Source organism: Streptomyces sp. NPDC093097, from assembly GCF_044754325.1.
Classification (GTDB): Bacteria; Actinomycetota; Actinomycetes; order Streptomycetales; family Streptomycetaceae; genus Streptomyces.
Map to the genome: position 1 here is coordinate 149,844 of NZ_JBIVOW010000021.1, position 16,688 is coordinate 166,531.

Annotated in this window: 11 protein-coding genes; 4 read left to right on the forward strand and 7 right to left on the reverse strand. The window is 74.1% G+C overall.

The features are described 5' to 3' along the window. Nucleotides 1-84 precede the first annotated feature (84 nt). A complete protein-coding gene (locus tag ACIQE0_RS30145) occupies nt 85-2,853 on the forward strand; it encodes an AAA family ATPase (protein ID WP_402338191.1) in 2,769 nt (922 codons plus the stop codon). A gap of 58 nt (nt 2,854-2,911) precedes the next feature. Here the strand turns inward: ACIQE0_RS30145 and ACIQE0_RS30150 are convergent, their stop codons facing one another. The 7 genes from ACIQE0_RS30150 to ACIQE0_RS30180 form a co-directional block, all read right to left on the reverse strand. Next, nucleotides 2,912-4,087, reverse strand: coding sequence for a thiopeptide maturation pyridine synthase (locus tag ACIQE0_RS30150; protein ID WP_402338194.1), 1,176 nt, complete (start codon nt 4,085-4,087; stop codon nt 2,912-2,914). Beyond that, nucleotides 4,084-5,109 carry a lantibiotic dehydratase C-terminal domain-containing protein gene (locus ACIQE0_RS30155; protein WP_402338196.1) on the reverse strand — a complete coding sequence of 342 codons (1,026 nt, stop codon included), beginning with the start codon at nt 5,107-5,109 and terminating at the stop codon, nt 4,084-4,086. The genes ACIQE0_RS30150 and ACIQE0_RS30155 overlap by 4 nt, the downstream gene beginning before the upstream one ends. Continuing rightward, complete coding sequence (locus tag ACIQE0_RS30160) at nt 5,081-7,711, reverse strand: lantibiotic dehydratase (protein ID WP_402338199.1); 2,631 nt, start codon at nt 7,709-7,711, stop codon at nt 5,081-5,083. The genes ACIQE0_RS30155 and ACIQE0_RS30160 overlap by 29 nt, the downstream gene beginning before the upstream one ends. Before the next feature lie 12 nt (nt 7,712-7,723). Beyond that, the gene (locus ACIQE0_RS30165; RefSeq protein ID WP_402338202.1) at nt 7,724-9,688 is read right to left on the reverse strand and encodes a TOMM precursor leader peptide-binding protein; all 1,965 of its coding nucleotides are present in this window, start codon (nt 9,686-9,688) and stop codon (nt 7,724-7,726) included. 89 nt (nt 9,689-9,777) lie between these two features. Then, a complete protein-coding gene (locus tag ACIQE0_RS30170; protein WP_366336664.1) occupies nt 9,778-9,960 on the reverse strand; it encodes a hypothetical protein in 183 nt (60 codons plus the stop codon). A gap of 159 nt (nt 9,961-10,119) precedes the next feature. Beyond that, nucleotides 10,120-11,763 carry a SagB family peptide dehydrogenase gene (locus ACIQE0_RS30175; RefSeq protein ID WP_402338206.1) on the reverse strand — a complete coding sequence of 548 codons (1,644 nt, stop codon included), beginning with the start codon at nt 11,761-11,763 and terminating at the stop codon, nt 10,120-10,122. Nucleotides 11,764-11,784: 21 nt separating this feature from the next. Further along, nucleotides 11,785-13,683: a hypothetical protein gene (locus ACIQE0_RS30180; RefSeq protein WP_402338209.1), complete on the reverse strand. Its 1,899-nt coding sequence runs from the start codon at nt 13,681-13,683 to the stop codon at nt 11,785-11,787. 285 nt (nt 13,684-13,968) lie between these two features. Here ACIQE0_RS30180 and ACIQE0_RS30185 point away from each other — a divergent pair, with 285 nt between their 5' ends. The 3 genes from ACIQE0_RS30185 to ACIQE0_RS30195 all read left to right on the forward strand — a co-directional run bounded on the left by ACIQE0_RS30185 (nt 13,969) and on the right by ACIQE0_RS30195 (nt 16,395). After that, the gene (locus ACIQE0_RS30185) at nt 13,969-14,145 is read left to right on the forward strand and encodes a CopG family transcriptional regulator (protein WP_366336658.1); all 177 of its coding nucleotides are present in this window, start codon (nt 13,969-13,971) and stop codon (nt 14,143-14,145) included. Nucleotide 14,146: 1 nt separating this feature from the next. After that, nucleotides 14,147-14,491, forward strand: a complete 345-nt coding sequence (locus tag ACIQE0_RS30190) for a VOC family protein (RefSeq protein WP_402338212.1) — start codon at nt 14,147-14,149, stop codon at nt 14,489-14,491. 761 nt (nt 14,492-15,252) lie between these two features. Further along, entirely contained in the window at nt 15,253-16,395 is a 1,143-nt protein-coding gene (locus ACIQE0_RS30195) for a hypothetical protein (protein ID WP_402338215.1), read from the forward strand. Nucleotides 16,396-16,688 lie beyond the last annotated feature (293 nt).

Consider the following 16,688-nt stretch of genomic DNA (forward strand, 5'->3'; position numbering starts at 1 on the left):
GCATCTGCCCAGGTCACGCCCACTACAGTGGCGCTCCCGGGGCCGGTTGACCGCGGCCACCGGGCACGTCGCAGAGGGGGACGCTTGACCTTGGCGGGTGGGATAGGACGGGTGGACGAGCGGGCCCGGCTACGGGCCCTCCTCGACACGGTGCGCGCGGGACGGGTGCCGGCGAGCGTGCTCGTCACAGGGGAGCCCGGGATCGGGAAGTCGGCGCTGCTGCGGGAGTTCGCCGCGTCCGCCGCCGACGCCGGATTCCAGGTCGCCCTCGTTCCGGGGCGGAGCCTGCCCGAGCACCACCTGGCCGCGGCCCACCACGTCCTCGGCCGGCTGCCGGCGGCCTCCGGCGGGCCGGCCGACGCGACCGCCCAGGACGCCCACGACGCCCAACGCGCCCCGTGCGGCACCGCCGTCCGGGACCTCGTGGAGTCGCTGCGGCAACGGGCCCGCCGGGCGCCGGTCGCCCTCTGCCTGGACGACCTGGCACACCTCGACGCCTGGTCGGTGCGGTGGCTGGCCGGGCTCTCCGAGGCCGTCCCCGACGTCCCGTTGGCGATCGCGCTGACCGACCGCGCCATCGGAATCGGGGACGACGCCAGACCGGCCGCCGCGCTCGCGGCGAGCGCCGAACGGATCGATCTGACGGGCCTGGAACCGGCGGCGCTCGGCGCCTTCGCCACGGCGCACCGCGGCGTCACCCTCGACGAACCGGCCGCCGCCGCGTGCCGCCAACTGACCGGCGGCAACCCCGCGTTGCTGCTCACCCTGCTCGCCGCGCACACCGGCACCGCGCCCACCGCCGAGGCCCTGCACGACACCGCGGCGACGGCCGCACTCCCGGGCCTGGAACGCTGGTCGGCCGGGCTCGGCGGAGCCGCACTGGCGTTGGCCCGGTCGGTCGCCGTGCTCGGCCCGGACGCGGAGCTCGCGCAGTGCGCCGCACTCACCGGCCTGCCCGTCCGGGAGACGCTGCCCCTGGTCGACGAACTGGTCGGCCGGTCCCTGCTCGCCAACCGCACACCGCTGCGCTTTCGCCATCCCCTGCTGGCCGCCATGGTCCTCGGCACGATCCCGGTCGGCACCCGGACCGCCCTGCATCTGACGGCCGCCGAGATCCTGCGCGACGGCCACTTCGCCGCCACCCGGGTCGCCCACCACCTGGTCGCCGCCGGACCGCTCGGCCTGACGTGGACCGTCCGCCCGCTGCGGACGGCCGCCCGCCAACTCGAACGGGAGGGCCGGCACGAGGACGCCGCCCGGCATCTGCGCGGCACCTTGCGGGAGCCCCTGCGCCCGCGCGTACGGTCGGCCGTCCAGCGCCAACTCGCGGAACTGGACGGCTTCGTCGCCCCGGACCGCGCCGCCCGCCTGCTGGACGCCGCCCGGAGCGAGGCCGACGACCCGGACATCGCCACCGACCACGCCCTCGCCCTGGGCGCCCTGCTGACCGCGTGCGGGCGCCCCGAGGACGCCGTGGCGGTCTACGACGACACCGCCGAACGGCTCGGTACCGCCGCATCGGCCCAGCGCTGGCGGCTCCGGCTGCACAAGGCCCTCACCTGCCTCGGCGGCCCCGCCCAGCCGACCGCAACCGCCGATCCCCCGGACGCCCTGACCGCACAGGCCCCCCGGCACGGCGCGGCCCAGCGGGAACTGGCCGCACTGCACGCCGTCCACGCGGTGCACGAGGGCGCGGACCGGGACGCCGCGGTGCGTCATGCGCGCCGGGCACTGAGCGGCGCCCCGGCCCGGCATCTGCCGCCCTGCTGCTCCGTACTGATCAGCGCCGACGAGCTGGCCGAGGCCTGGACGCACTGCGGCCGGGCCCGGCCGCCGGCCCGGGAGAAGCCGGGAAAGTGGGAGGAGGTCGCCGTCGACCTGCTGCGCGCCCAGATCCTGCGCGCCCGCGGCCGCCTCACCGCCGCCGACGCCGCCCTGACCCCGCTGGTCTCCCCGTTGCGCGCGGCGGCCGCGGCCGGCCGGCTGTCCGCCGTGCTCGCCGCGGCGGCCCTGGTCGAGGTGCGGGCGCTGACCGGCGACACCGACGCCGCGCTGGCCCTCCTGGCCGACTGCGCACTGGACGGCGAACTGCCGCCCCGGCAGGACACGGTGGCCGTACTGGCCGCACGGGCCGTGCTGTGGGAGCAGACCGGGGAGCCCTCGCGCGCCCTGGAGGACCTCTTCGCCGCCGGGCGGCTGCTGACCGACGCCCGGGTGCGCAATCCGGCGGTACTGCCCTGGAGGTCCCGCGCCGCCCGGCTGCTCGCCCGGCGCGGGGAGGCCGCCGAGGCATCGGGACTGGCGCTGGCCGAATGGGAGGACGCGCGCCGCTGGGGCACCCCGCGCGCACTCGGCACGGCCCAGCACGCGCTCGCCCTGACAGAATCCGGCGACCGGCGCATCCACCATCTCGCCGCCGCGGCGGAGACACTCACCCACTCCCCCGCCCGCCTGGAACTCGCCGTCGTCCGCTGCGACTTGGGCGTCTGGCTGAGCGAGTCCGGGCGGACGGACGCGGCACGCAGCGAGTTCTCCGCGGCGCTCCTGCTGGCCAAGTCCTGCGGGGCGCAGCCGCTCGTCCGCCGGATCCTCGCGGCGCGGGACCGCCTCTCCCCCGGGGCCGACGAACCCCTCCCGCCCCTCCTGACCCGGCTGACGCCCCAGGAGCAGCGGATCCTGAGCCTGGCCCGGGCCGGGCACACCAACCGGGACATCGCCGGGAAGCTGTTCGTCACCGTCCGGACCGTGGAGTTCCACCTCTCCGGCGCCTATCGCAAGCTCGGCATCTCCGGTCGCCAGCAGCTCGCCGACGTCATCCCCGCGTCGTTGGAGACGCGCCTGGGGCAGGGGTGAGAGGACGGGGACGGGGTGGTGCGGAACGGTCCGGTCCGCACCACCCCGCGCGGCGGCCTCAGCCGGCTCCGTCCGCCGCCCACGCCGCGCCGAGCCGGCGCCACTCGGGCGACCCGCCGGCGGCGTCCGCGGCGGCCACGTACTGCCGGAAGCTGCCGACCGCGTCGACGCCGTGCACCGACTCCACGGTGCACGCGGCCAGATGGCACAGCAGCCCCCGGTCCACCGGTTTGAGCCCGAGCCGGTTCAGATGGAGGTACAGGTAGTTCATCACCAGCCGGAACGAGGCGAACCAGTCGTCGGTCCGCAGGAAGTCCTGGTGCCCGTGGTCCGACTGGAGCAGCGCGTGGAACTCGCTGAGCTGCCGGGTCGGCATCCGCGGCGCCAGCGCGGCCCCGCCCATCGACACCTCGCCGGAGGCCAGCAGGGGGTGCGCGATCCGCTGGTGGCGGCGTACGGCCGCGGCCCAGTCCGCGACGAACGGCACCGGGCCGGCCCCGCCCGCCAGGGTGCTCTCCACCGCCCGCAGCCGGTCGCACAGCGCGGCCTCCTGCCGGCGGAACCGCGCGTCGAACTCCGCCCGCAGCGCGGCCGGTTCGCGCGTACGGGACAGGAACGCGTCGGCGTGCGACCGCAGCGACAGAAAGCCCCGCTCGATCGGCGCCCCGCCCTCGGCGAACGGGACCGCCGCGACCGACGCGGTGGTCCACAGCAGGTCCAGCGCCAGCAGCGACAGTCCGCCACCGTCCCGGACCTGCGCATACGCGCGAAACGCCTGGTCGTTGGTATCGCTGAGGAAGTCCGCCAGCAACTCGCTCGCCCGCAGCGACCCGAGGACGGGCAGCCGGTGGTCATAGGGCCGTTCCCGCACCGTGTTGTCGGGCGCCCACGGGTGCAGCGGGCCCGTCTCCATCTCCAGTGCGGCCAGCCGGGCGTGCACCGGCGCCAGCGCGGCCTCGTCCAGGCGCGCCGTGGACGGATGGCCGCGCAGGTGGTCCTCCAGCGCCACGACGACGGTCGGCCGGACGCGGTCGATCCAATCCGCCTCGTCGGTACGGAAGTTGAGGCGCAGATGCGGCCCGAGCAGCCAGTGGCGGCCGAACCAGGCGCCGCCGACCCAGGGGGCGACGGCCTCGAACGCCGGGCGGACGGCGCGCAGGATCAGCTCCGGTTCGGCGGCCTCGTCGTGGTGGTGGACATGGATGCTGCGCCAGCTCCCGGTCGGCCGGCTCATGAGGCGGTCAGCGCCTCGGGCAACTCGGCGAGCACCCGGCCCACCAGGAACCGCAGCTGGTTCTCCTGCCACAGCGTCAGCCCCAGCCGGTTGTTGACCAGGTGGGCACAGCGCAGCAGCACCAGACTCGTGGCCGGATGCCGCGTGGCGGACAGGCCCAGCGGCTCGGCCAGCGGGGACGCGGCCCACTCGGCGGCGAAGGCGCCCGTCTCCTCCAGGGCGTGCAGCCGCTCGCGCAGCCGCCGTACCGAAGCCAGCCAGTAGGCCCGCTGGTCCGACCGGCCCGCCTCCGGCGCACGGGCCGCCCGCCAGGTGCGCCGGGCCCGTTCCCGGAGCCGGTCGCGCTGGGCCAGATGGCGCGGTGCCACATCGGCGGCCTCGGGGCCGCTGCCGAACGGCAGCGGCGGCCCGCCGTGCCGGACCCACTGGTCACGGACCTCGTCGCACAGCGCGAACACCCCGACGACCAGGTCGAAGGCGAGCAGCGCGCGCTGCTCCACCGTCACCCCCGCCGCCACCACCGACAGCGCCAACCGGCTCGACTCGAAGAAGTGCCGCTCCACGGCGCCGATCGCCGCGCCGTACCCGTAGTCCGCGTGCTCCCGCTCGTAGGCCGGGAACTCCACCGAGTTGTTGGGGCGCACCACGGCGTCGTGCCCCAAGCGGCCCTCCAGACCGGCCAGTCCGGCGGCGACCTCGGCGAAGCGGCCGCGGTCCACCACGTCCGCGGCCGGTGTGCGCGCCAGGAAGTCCCGGAGGTGCCGCGCCGCCCGCCCTTCGACCGCCGCGCGGTCGGCGGCGCGCGCGGGCAGCAGCCGCAGCCGTACGTGCGGCCCGCCCTCCCAGTACCGCAGGAAGAAGTACCGCTGCACCAGGCCCTGCGCGGTCAACTCCGCGACCAGCGGCCGTACGCAGTCGGTCAGCAGGAGGTCCTGGTCGGTGTCGTAGAAGAGGTGCGCGCACACCCAGTCCGCGCCCTGGACGGCGTCGGGGTCAAGCAGACCGCTGTCCTGCGTCGGCATCCTGTCCTCCGTTGATCTCGATGACGAACTCGGTGACCCGGGGCCCGCTGTCCCCGTAGCGCGGCAGGTCGGCCGGGGCGGGCAGCGCCTCCTGGAGGAACAGCACCTGGCCCCCGCCGGTCAGCATCCGTTCGAACCCGCCGAGCAGCAGCAGGTTCGCGAAGTCGACGTAGAGCGGTTTGCGCGACTTGATCCGCCATACGCTGCCGCCGACCACGGACGCCGGGTCCAGGGCGCGCACAAAGCAGCGCTGCGGAATCCCGTGCCCGCCCAGCCACGCCGCCAGCCGCAGCAGATACGCCCGGTCGCGCTCGCCCTTCTCCCGCACCGGTACGGCGGTCGCCGGGAACACCCACTGCCGGCGGCTGACCGTCGTCCGGCCGATCACCACCCGGGGCTCGGCCGCCATCCCGTCCACCTCGGCCAGGGACGGGTCCCCGAACATCCGGCGACCCGGGATGAGCAGGTTGGACGTCGCGCCGAACGCCTGGAGCAGCAGCCGCAGCGCCGGCGGCAGCCACAGCTCCGCGATGAGGTTGGGGTGCACCGGCCGCACCTCGGCGTCCCGTCGCCGCGACCACAGCACCAGCAGCCCCCGCGCGGGATCGTGCCGCACCAGCAGGTCGGACAGCGGGATACGGTGCTCGCCCGCGCGCAGGCTGTGGCCGCCGGGGTAGTCGATCTCGTCGGCCACCGCCGACATCCGCAGTCCCACGTTGCTGCCGTAGTGCCGGCAGGTGTCCGCGACGAGCACGCCGTCGGGCGGCGGTGCCGTGTCCGCGCCGGCCGCGATCCCGGCCTGTGCCAGCAGGCGGCGGATGCGGTCGCGCCCCCGGCCGTGCCCGGAGTTGACCGCGTTGACGACGAAGTGGGGGTCGGTCCCGCCGAGCGGCTGGCCGTAGAACGCCACGGAGTCCGGCGGCCGCAGCCACACCGGCCAGCCGTCGGCCAGCGCGGCCAGCCGGGCCGGCGCCAGCCGCAGCACACCGTCCTGGTCGGCCCGTCCCGCGTCCGCCGCGGCGCACAACTGCGCTCGCAGCCGGGCGAGTTCACGGATGCGCGGCAGCCGGTGTCCGCTCAGTGCGGCGTAGCCGTGCGTCGCGATGGACAGCAGGCCCGGCAGCTCGGGATCCTCGCGCAGCCACTCCTGCACCGCCCGGTGGAACGCCAGGAACGGTACGGCCGCCCCGGCGCCCAGGCGTGCGGCGAAGGCGTCGGTGAGCGCCACCCGGCCGGGCAGCGCCGGATCGAGCACGGCATAGCAGCGGCGGATCACGTCCAGGTCCCGCAGCACCGGCGCCCAGTCCCGCCGCGCGGGTCCGGTCAGCTCCGTCGTCAGCAGCGCGTTCTCGATGACGGTGTTCTTGGCCGGCAGCTGGATGTGCTCCGGGCCCGCCAGATCGCGCACCCGGCGCAGGGCGGCCTCGACCGCCGAGATGCACCGCAGCCGGTCCGCGGGGGCGGCCAGCGTCGGGTACTCCGCCACCCGCGCCGCGAGGACGTCGAGTTCGCCGACGAGCCCCGCCAGGTCCGCACCTCCGCCCGCCACCCAGGCACGCAGTGCGGCCAGCGGATCCAACGCCTGGTCGGGGAAGGGGCGTTCGGCCTCCAGCAGGCCCAGTTCCACCAGCCGCCCCAGATACGCGTCGGCGGCCGCGAGGTCGTTCCCCGTCCTGGCCGCGACATCGCGGGCGGCCTCCGCCCGGATGCGGCCGCTCGGGCCGACCGCGTGCGCGCAGGCCGCGACCGCCGCACCGGCCGGCAGGGCGCGCAGCGGCTCCTCGTCTCCCGGGCCGAGGAACTGCCAACGCCCCTCGGCCGGGTGCGCGCTCGGGTTGAGCCGCAGCCGCAACCCGGCCGCCAGCACCGGATGCCGGCTCAGCTGCCGCACCACCTGCTGCACCACCCACACATTGAGCTCCGCGACCGTCGTCACGGTCAGGCCGGGCACCGGCGGGGGCGCGGCCGGCCCGGCACTCCGATCGCGCCAGGCCCCCAGGCCGCTGACGGTGAAGGTGCTGAACGGGCTGGTCTTCATCGTGATCCGGGCCAGGTACTTGGTCAGCCGCAGCGCCAGCGAACGGTCCGGGGCGCTCTCGTCCGGGCGGGCCAGCCACTTGCGCACCTGCCGGTGGAGCACCGGGCTGCTGAGGACCAGCCCGTACTGGAAGGCGGGATCGGCGACCGCCTTGCGCAGCAGCAGATGCTGCCCCGCGCTCTGGTGCCCCACCAACGCGTCCAGCCGCGCCAGGTCCCGCCCGTGCGCGGCCAGCAGATCCGTCCAGGCACGCACCCCCTCGACCACCGGCGGCGGCAGCATGGCACGGACCTCGTCGTTCCAGTAACGGTCGGTGAGGGCGCGCCGGTTGTGGACGGCCCGGCGCAGCGCCACCAGCCGCGGCTTGCCGGCCGCGGCGCGCCCGATCAGCGCGTACAGGGCCTCGGACAGCTCCGCCTCGGCGGCAGCGAGCCCCCGCTCACCGGCCAGGACCGCTTCGACCTGGTGCCACAGTTCCGGTGAGCGCAGGTCGTCCAGCATCGGCACCGGCAGCCCGCCGAGCCGTACGCCGAAGGTGTCGGGGGTGGAGAAGCTCGCGGTCATGGCCGGCTCCAGTCACGGGAACGGATGCGGATGCGCAGGGATCTCCGACTCGGTCAACGGCCCGGCCCGGTACCCCAGTTGGGCCGGGAGCCGGAGCAGCCGCGGCAGACCGTGCGTACGGCGCATGCCGTGGCCGAACGTCATCGGCAGCAGCCCGGGAATGATCACCTTGGCGCAGGCCAGACCGCCGGCCCGGTGCTCGTCCGTGGTCTGGTCCACCACGATCACGTCCTGTCCGCGCCCGGTGAACCGCGCCACCACCTCCGCGAGGTCCTGCCGCAGCTCGGCACCGCGCGGCCGGCAGTCCGCCCGCGCGAACGCCTCCTCCACCGGCCGGCCCCGCCCGTCGGCGAGGAGGAAACCGAACCGGTCGAACGCGGCGGGGTGGCAGTACAGCAGGGCGTGATCCCGCATCTCCCGGACCAGGTGCGGCTCGTCGACCAGCGCCGCGATCCGCTCCCGCTCCCGCCGGTACGCCTCCCGGTTCCAGCCGAGGTTCGCCGACAGCTCCAACAGGCCGTTGAGCAGCGCCCGTTCAGGATCGAAGTGCGCGCCGGCGGCGCAGATCACGGCCGGTTCCACGGGGCCGGCCGCCTGCTTCCCGGCCGCGGAAGGGTGCACGGCCATCACCCACGCGGTGGGGATACCGTGCTCGGCGGTGGTGGCGAAGGCCATGACCTCGTGCCCGCTGTCCTGCCGGATCCGCTCGGCCAGCACCGCGATCCGCACGTCGGACACCGTCGCCAGGTCCACCCGGGGCACGGGCAGCCGCGCGTACCAGGTGAGCAGGAACGCGTCCCGCTCGGCCAGTTCCACGATCCCGTGCAGTGCGGCCTCCTCCAGGCAGCCGCCCAGCGCGCACCCGTTGGACACCTCGTACGCCAGCGGCCGGGCGAGCGGATTGCCGTGCCGGGTGCGGTAGTACGCGTAGTCCTCGGGCACCAGGATCGGCGCGTTCCGGGCGAACGAGTGGCCCCACACCCAGTTCAGCTCCAACTCCGGGGCGAACGGCGGGTAGGGGAAGTCCGGCTCGGTGTACCGCTCGGGCGGGTACAGGCCCAGCTCGGTCGGGCACAGCGCCCGCTCGGCGACCTCCCGGTAGCAGGCCCGCACCGCCGTGCGGCGGCCGCCCGGGCGGGCGCCGCCGAGCCGTTCGAGGGCCTCGGCCAGCGCGGTGCGGGCGCAGGAGGCGTAGTCGAGGTCCCGGCCGAATCCCGCCTCCTGCTGTCCGTCGGGCAGATGCAGCGGGGCCGACACCATCGGATAGCGGTAGTCGGTACGCACATCGAGCTGCCGGACCAGGCCGGTGCGCCCGTCCACGTACGTCGCCACCAACGCGTCCCAGTCGGCCCGCAGATCGCGGACCCGGTAGAGGTCCGGGCGGAGCTTGGGCCGGGCGGCGTCCATCAGCGCCGGCGGCCGGTCCTCGGGGAGCCCGCCGCATACGGGGCAGTGCGGGTCGGGCAGGAACGGGTGGACGTCGACCGCCATGGCCGTCAGGGAGACGATCGCCACCGCCCGCCGGGTCAACTGCCCTTCGCCCGAGGTGAGTTCGTTCGCCACGAGTGCCGCCACCGCGTCACACGCCCAGGCCGAGAGCACCGGCGCGGCGCGGTCGGCGAGCCGCTCACCGTGCTGCCGGACCAGCGCGGAGCGGGGACTGTCCGGACCCAGCGCACGCTCCCGCCGGGTCTGCGCACACCGGTCGCAGCCGGACTCGCCGGGGACGACCAGCGGCCCGACGACGACGTTCCCCAACTCGACCCGGACCGGCAGCCGGCGGACGCCGGCGCGCGCGGGCGACGACGCGGCGTCCGGGGCCCATCCGTCAGCGGCCGAGACGAGCGCGGCGCAGTCGTCCGCCTCGGCGACGACGTCGTGCGTGCGGGAGAGCGCCGCCCGGATGGCGGCGGCGAGCAGCCCCTTGCCCAGGACCGCCACCGTGGTGGGGCGGAGTGCTCCAACTGTGTCGGCCACCGGCCCGTCCTCGTCGTCGAGAGTGGTGCCGTGCCCGGCGGACGCACACCCGCCGGACACGACAGTGCGCTGAGCGCCGCCGAGGGCTCTCAGCAACAGCAGCACGAGCAGCAGCTCGCCGGCGTGCCGGTCGAGGTGCAGTTGGACGCGCCGATCTCGACCATCGCGTGACCGACGTTCACCGACTCCAGGCCGGCGCCCGGCGAGGTCGGCAGCACATCGAGTTCGTCGACGCTGAGGTCCGCGAGGTCGAGGACGAGTTCCTTCTCCATCGAAGTTCCCCTTCTGCGGTGTCGGTTGGGCAAGTGACCAGGGAACTGGTCGGCTTCATAGTCGAGCGGGACGCGGACTGCGGTCTTCACGGTGCGACCCCAGGAACGGCCGTAGGATCGGGCCGCCGGCGGCTCCGGGGGCGCGACAACGGCCTCCGGTCACCACGTCAGGGGCACCTCGTACTGGGCGGTGGCCCGGCGCCGGCCGACGACCATGCAGAACACCGGCACGTACGCGGCGTCGCCGACACCGGTCAACTCGCGGACCAGGCCCTCGTGGTAGCCGTTGGTGATGCGGACGGAGAGGCCCGTCACGGCCGCCAGCACGCTGATGCGCTGGGCGACGATCCCGGCCTCCTGGTGCAGGATGCGGTACCCGCGGGCCCCGAAACCGCGCTCCCCCTGGCACCGGTTCACCGTCAGGAACACCAGTGCATCGGCCTTCGCGGAGTTCACCGCGGGCGTCCGGTCGCAGAGCATGGCGAGCACGGCCCGCCAGTCCCGGCCGGGCAGCCGCACCAGCGCGGGCGAGGGCTCCAGCCGGTACAGCCCGGCGTCGAGGCCGTCGGCACCGAGCACCAGCACATGGCAGTCGACCAGCGGACGGCAGTCCCCGCGGGTGTGGTCGGACGCCACGGGTTCCACGGCGTACCGGAGCATGGCCGCCAGCCGATGCGCGGGCAGCGCCGCACCGCCCGGCAGGAACATCCGCCCACCGGAGTCACGCGCCCGCAGCGCGGCGGCCAACTCCAGTTCCCCGGGCCCCGGTTGGGGACCGTCCAGTGGAACCCGGGCATCGGCCCCCGGTACGTCGGCGGGCAGACGGAAGGCCACCGGGTCCACGGGCGGCCAGGCGTCGCCGCAGGTCAGCCGGGCGGCACGATCGACCTCCCGCAGCCCCGCCCAGGCATCGGGGTCCGCGGTGTCGGTCCGCAGGTGTTCCGGCCGGATCACCGGCAACGCGGAGTCGAGCACCGCGGGGGCGGCGGCCGGAGCCGGCACCGGAGCCGCCGCGGACGGCTCGGCACAGGAGAGCTGGACGACCGCGAACGCGGTCTCCTCGTCCCCGTCCAGCCCCAGTGCCCGGTTGACGATCCCGTCGTCGAACCGGTGGTGCACCCGGCCGTGCAGCCCCAGCGCCCCCGCCACCAGCAGCACGTTGCCGACCGTCAGCCCGGCCTCCTGCGCACACAGCCGGTAGGCGTAGTCGCGGTACCGGAACGCCGTCTTGCGGAAGCAGACGGCGGTGAACAGCAGGGCCAGCGGACCGCATTGGTCCCCCCACCCGCCGACGGCCGAGCGGACGGCGTCCGGTATGCCGCCGGCGCGGAGCCTGGTCAGCGCATGGTGCGCCGGATCGTAGTGATGGCACCCGGTCGGCAGGCCGTCCGCCGCGGCCGCCGTCCACAGGTACACCTCCACCGGGTAGAAGCACCGGGCGGAGGCCACCAGCCGGTGATAGGGCCACACCGCGTACGGCCCCAACTCCAGCCGCCCCAGCCCGTAGGCGTACCCCAGCAGCGCCGACACGGCGGGCTCGTCCAGGCGCCGCGGCGCCGGGCGGCCGGCCGGGAACGCCCGGCGGAAGGCGGCGAAGGACCACCGCGCATCGCCGAGGGCGCGCACCGGTTCGCTCAGCACCTGCCGCGGCAGCCCCCGGTACGTCTTGACCGGCAGCGGATCGTCCGCGCCGCCCTCCTCCCCGTGTCCCTCGGCGAACAGCTCCCGGACCCCCTCGAAGGTGCGGTGCCAAAAGCGCAGACCGACGGATTCCCCGGTCCCGGATGCCGTGCCGTACGTCACCGAAGTGCCCCTTCCCGCCCCCTACTCACCGACGAGCACAACCCGAAGCAGGAAGGGCAGGACCTCGTGCACGGCGGGATCGTGATCCAGCGGCACGACCACCGGGCGCAGACCGCGCGCCCGCAGCGCCCCCACCATCTCCTCCTGCCCGGGCGGCACCGGCCAGGGCGCCGCCTCCGCCGGGATGTCCGGCGGGCCGCCCACCCCCGCCACCACCGGCGGCGCATAGTCCGACTCCCCCGACAGGGCCGCCTGCCGGTCCAGCACCGCCCGCTCCAACCCGTCCGCCGTCGCGTCCGGCCCGCACGTCACCGCGACGGCCCGGCCCTCCTGCCACCACGCCGGCACCGGGATCCCGAGCGCACCGCCGACATCGGCGGCCTGGACGCGCCCACCGGCCGCGCGCAGCAGACCGAGCAGCGACCGCGCCCGGGGATCGAGGGCCGCCGCGGACCCGAGATCCAGCGGAACCGGTCGCGTACGCCCGGCGCCCAACTCCCCCACGGCCAGCCGCGCGCAGTGCTGCGCAAGACCGTCGGTCACCGCGTCGTCCCAGCTCAACCGTGCCGCGACGGCAGACTCCTGGCCGGACACCACGGCCGCGGGCACGGCCCGGACCCGCCCGTCCACGACGTCCCAGGCCCACACCGTGCCATCCGCGCGGACGCGACGCGGATCGAAGAACTCCGCCGCGTGGGCCGCGAGTCCACGGAGCGCGGCACTGCGACGGGCCTCGGCGAACCCCGTCCCGGCGCCGAACACCCGCGGCCCGCCGTCCGGGTGCCGCACGGCCTCGGTGACGTTCAACGGCACCTGTGTGAAGTCACGTTCGTCGAGACTGCGCAGCACACCCACGTACGGGTCGAAGCAGCGTGCCGCGCGGGCGGAGAACTCCTGCGCGCCGAGGGGCGCCACCGCACTGAGGCGACGGACCCGCCGGGCGAACTCCGCTTCGCTCTCCGGCCGGGCGGGCCGGGCGCCCGGGTGGGACAGGAAGGTGTGCGTCGAGGTGCGCAGGGTCTCCAGATCGATGCGGGTCAGCTCGGTGTCGTGCGGACCGGCGATTCCGGTACGGGCCTTGAGGGCGGCCAGCCCGAGATGCCCGGCGACGACCGCGGCGGCGGGCCCGGTGAGGAACCGGTTGGGCCGGTGCGGCCCCGCGACCCCCAACCGCGCCCAGGCCGACGCCCATCCCCGCCCGCAGGGCCCCAGCCAGGCAACGTCGTCGAGGACGACCCCCTGCACCAGCAGGACATCCGACGCCCGGCACAGCCGATCAAGCCGCACCGCACGCTCGACGGCGTCAGCCGACGCCACCACATGCAGCACCAGGTCCGCACCGGCCGGCGCCGCCTCCTCCGCCCCGGACCAGTCAACGCACTCCACGCTCTGCTCCGGATCACGTAGCAGGGCCTCGTCCGTCAACTCCGCCAGCCGCTCGGTGTGGGTCACCGTCTCCGCCGTCCGCACCGCCCGCAGCCGCCGCACCCCGGAGTGCAGCGCCGAGCAGACCAGCGAAACGAACACCGGCCCCGAACCCACCACCACGACCGCGCTGTTGCGGTACGTCTCGAACCGCCGGGCGGCCGAGTCGCCGTAGTACTCGATGAACGCGATCTCCGCCGCGTACGTCTCCCGCTCCCGCGCGGTCAGCCCGTGCGGGAGGTCCTCGGCGGCGTCGAGGAGACACCCGGCCACGTGCAACCGCTCCACCAGCGCGGTGACCACGCCCTTCTTGTCGTCCGGCAGGCCGCGCACCAACTCCGCGAGTTCGGTCGCCCCGTCGAGATGCGGGGCGAGCCGGTCGAGCCACTGATAGGCGGACCGGCCGCGCAGCGCGACATCGGCCCCCGCGCCGAAGACGTGCACTCCGTCGTCGGTCGGCACGTACAGCACATCGGATTTGAGTTTGGGACGCATCGCCAGCCCTCGGGTCGGTCGTCAGCCGATTCTCACGGCCGCGATCACCCCTGTCCCGACGGGACCACCACAGATCCGCCCACAGGGTCGCCACCCCAGGGAGTGCGCGGCGGTCGCGCGCTCCCCAGGCAGCCACCGGAAGAGACCCCGACGCCGACGCGGCCACGCACCACCCCCGCACCCGCCCGATCGGTTGCATCGCACCGTGGCCGGCACAGTCATCAGCCAGCAATCACTGGACCGACTGACTAGCATGCTAGCAACCTAGCGAGCTAGTATCCTCGTATGGGCGACACGGAAGTCAAACAGTTCAACGTGTATCTGCCGCTGGATCTGATCAGGCAGGTCAAACACCACGCGATCGAGACGGGCATGTCACTGTCGGCGCTGGTCACCGAGGCGCTGCGGGCATACCTCGACGACGCCCACAAGCAGCAGGACTCATCCGGAAAGGAGTCATGACATGGCTACCGAAGGCATCGAGGCGCTCTTCCTGGAGACCCACAACTGGGGGAAGACCGCGAAGTTCTTCCAGGAACTGGGCTACGAGTTGGAGACCTCCGCAGGCGACGGCTCCGGCGTGTTCCGCAACGGCGAGGGCGCCTACCTCGTCGTGGTCGAGATCCCCGAGAACCGTGAACCCGGCGTACAGGTCGCACTGAAGGTGCCCGACGCGGACTCCTTCCGCCCCGGGTCCGCCGTGGACGTGGTCACCCCCTTCGAGGACACGCACTACGGCACCCGGGAGATGACCGTCCGGGACCCCGACGGTCGACTGTGGAGCCTGCAGGCCCCCGGGAAGCAGTGACCGTCCACCCCTCACCCCGGTGAGCCGAGGCGTCACGACTACCGACGCCCACACCCCACCCGCCGGGCGTTGGCCTTTGGGCCATCGCCCGTTGGGCCATTACCCGTTGGGTCATCCGGCAGCAGCGACGCACCCTCCGCCCCCTGCCCCCTGCCCCCTGCCCCCAACGGCCATGAAAACGAGCAGGAGATTCGCCAGACTCCGCGGATTCAACAGCTCCCGCAGCTCGCGCAACTCCCGCAGAGCACTGCCGAATCTCCTGCTCCGTTCGCCACGCGGGCGTCGCAGGGCGTGGGGCTGCGGCACTGATGCCGCAGCCGATGACGCTCATCATCGTTACGTTCCCGGCCGAGCACCGGGGCGCCGCGCTCGGCGTCCGGGCCGGCGTCGCGGACGTGGCCACGATCGCCGGGCCCACCCTCGGCGGACTCCTGGTCAGCACGACAGGCTTCGTGATCGCCCTCGGCGACCTCTCTCCTGGTTCAACCAGGAGGCGTGGACTGGGGGATGGACCAGGACCCCGTTCGGGAACGCCGCGGCCAGACGTTCCCCGACCTCTTCAGGGCCCGCGCCCCGCGTATCAAACGAACGGGCCGTCAAACTCCGAACGGCGGCAAGACCGCCGCACGATGACACTGAAGCATGACCGGAACGCGACGCCCAGGGCCACGTTCAGCCAGTGGCCCCCAACGCGTACGGACAGGCCCCTGACCACAGGCAACCCCCGTCGCGCGCTACACGGCGGTGGAAGAATCACGGGCATGTACGACATGAGCGAGCCTGTCGCCCGTCCACGGACGGAGCGCTTCATATCGGCACGGCTGATACCGCTGCTGCTATGTCTGCTGACGGCCTTCGGGGCCGGAGGTGTTGCCGTGTTCGGAGTGGCCCCGGAGGAACGGCGGGAGCGGCAGTGGCAGGCGGCGACGCCCTGTCCGACCGCGGCTCCGGTCGATGTGCGTGCGGACTGCCTGACCACACTGCACGGGGTCATCGAACGCCTTGAGACCCATCGGCGCTCGCGCGGCTATGACCTCCGACTGCACTTCCGCGACAGCAAGCCGGTGAAATGGCTGGACGTCGAGTACGAGGCCGACGCCTACTTCGCTGTCGGCGACCGCATCGCAGTGACCTGGTGGCGCGGCGAGGCGATGCGGATCACGAACAGGCAGCACACCACCGACCTTCTCTCTGTGCCGCGTCCCGTCGACGTGGCCGTCGTCACGACCCTCGTCATCCTCGTCATCAACGGCCTGCTCATCGTCAAGCTGGGCAACAGCCGCCGCCGGGGAAAGCCCATCGGCTCAGGCCCGACAGAGCCCGACGGCCTGGCCTTCCTACGCCCCGTCGCCGCCACCGCAGCGTGGACCGTGCCGATGGCCGGACTCCGGCCGAGCCCGGCCATCGCCGAGCCGGTGGCGGCCGTCTGCACTCTCGCCGTCCTCTGGCTCACCCTGCTGGCCTGGCGAAAGAGCGGCCGCACAGAGCCAGTTGAACCGCGCCCGCTGCCCGAAGGCGAGGACGTCTTCCTGCGCGCCCACTTCCTGGAAGACACCCCGTACAACCCGCACCTCATGGGCACCCATATCGTCCTCGGAGCCGGGCCGATGGCGGTGGTGCCCCACGGCGGTCCCGGACGCCTGGCCGCCAAGCAGATCCCCGCCGGGCGCCTCACCGTACAGGGAGTCCGCGGGCCCACTGCCAGCGAGGAGTACGTCTCGTCGCACTGGTACGTCGCCGACCTCCTCGACGGCGACGTCCCCGTACGCCTCACCGCCGCCCCCGCCGACCTGCTCCTCCTCGTCCAGGAGCTGGAGCGCGCGAAAAGCGGAAACACCAACCCCCCGTCCACACCGCCCGGCACCACACCCCCGCCAAACGACACAGCAACCCCCACGGCATGACCTGCCGCCAGCGGTCCATTGACGCAGCACCTCGTCACACGCCTCGCCACCCACCGCCCACCGCCTCCCGAGCACGAACCGGGGAACCCAGCAAAGCCGGCAGAGCAGCGGCATAAACAAAGAAGCCGGCCCCATTACTGGGGCCGGCGGCAGGCACACGGAAGAGGACAGAAACACGAAGAGGACAAAAGAACCCGGAACGCAGAAAGGCCCCGCACCATACGGTGCGGGGCCTTCCCACAAAGATTGTTCGGCGGCGTCCTACTCTCCCACAGGGTCCCCCCTGCAGTACC

Bases quoted from the DNA above. Each gene is read 5' to 3' on its own strand.
- ACIQE0_RS30155 (WP_402338196.1), bottom strand. From the start codon at position 5,109: ATGCCGACGCAGGACAGCGGTCTGCTTGACCCCGACGCCGTCCAGGGC.
- ACIQE0_RS30190 (WP_402338212.1), top strand. From the start codon at position 14,147: ATGGCTACCGAAGGCATCGAGGCGCTCTTCCTGGAGACCCACAACTGG.
- ACIQE0_RS30180 (WP_402338209.1), bottom strand. From the start codon at position 13,683: ATGCGTCCCAAACTCAAATCCGATGTGCTGTACGTGCCGACCGACGAC.
- ACIQE0_RS30195 (WP_402338215.1), top strand. From the start codon at position 15,253: ATGTACGACATGAGCGAGCCTGTCGCCCGTCCACGGACGGAGCGCTTC.
- ACIQE0_RS30170 (WP_366336664.1), bottom strand. From the start codon at position 9,960: ATGGAGAAGGAACTCGTCCTCGACCTCGCGGACCTCAGCGTCGACGAA.
- ACIQE0_RS30150 (WP_402338194.1), bottom strand. From the start codon at position 4,087: ATGAGCCGGCCGACCGGGAGCTGGCGCAGCATCCATGTCCACCACCAC.
- ACIQE0_RS30160 (WP_402338199.1), bottom strand. From the start codon at position 7,711: ATGACCGCGAGCTTCTCCACCCCCGACACCTTCGGCGTACGGCTCGGC.
- ACIQE0_RS30185 (WP_366336658.1), top strand. From the start codon at position 13,969: ATGGGCGACACGGAAGTCAAACAGTTCAACGTGTATCTGCCGCTGGAT.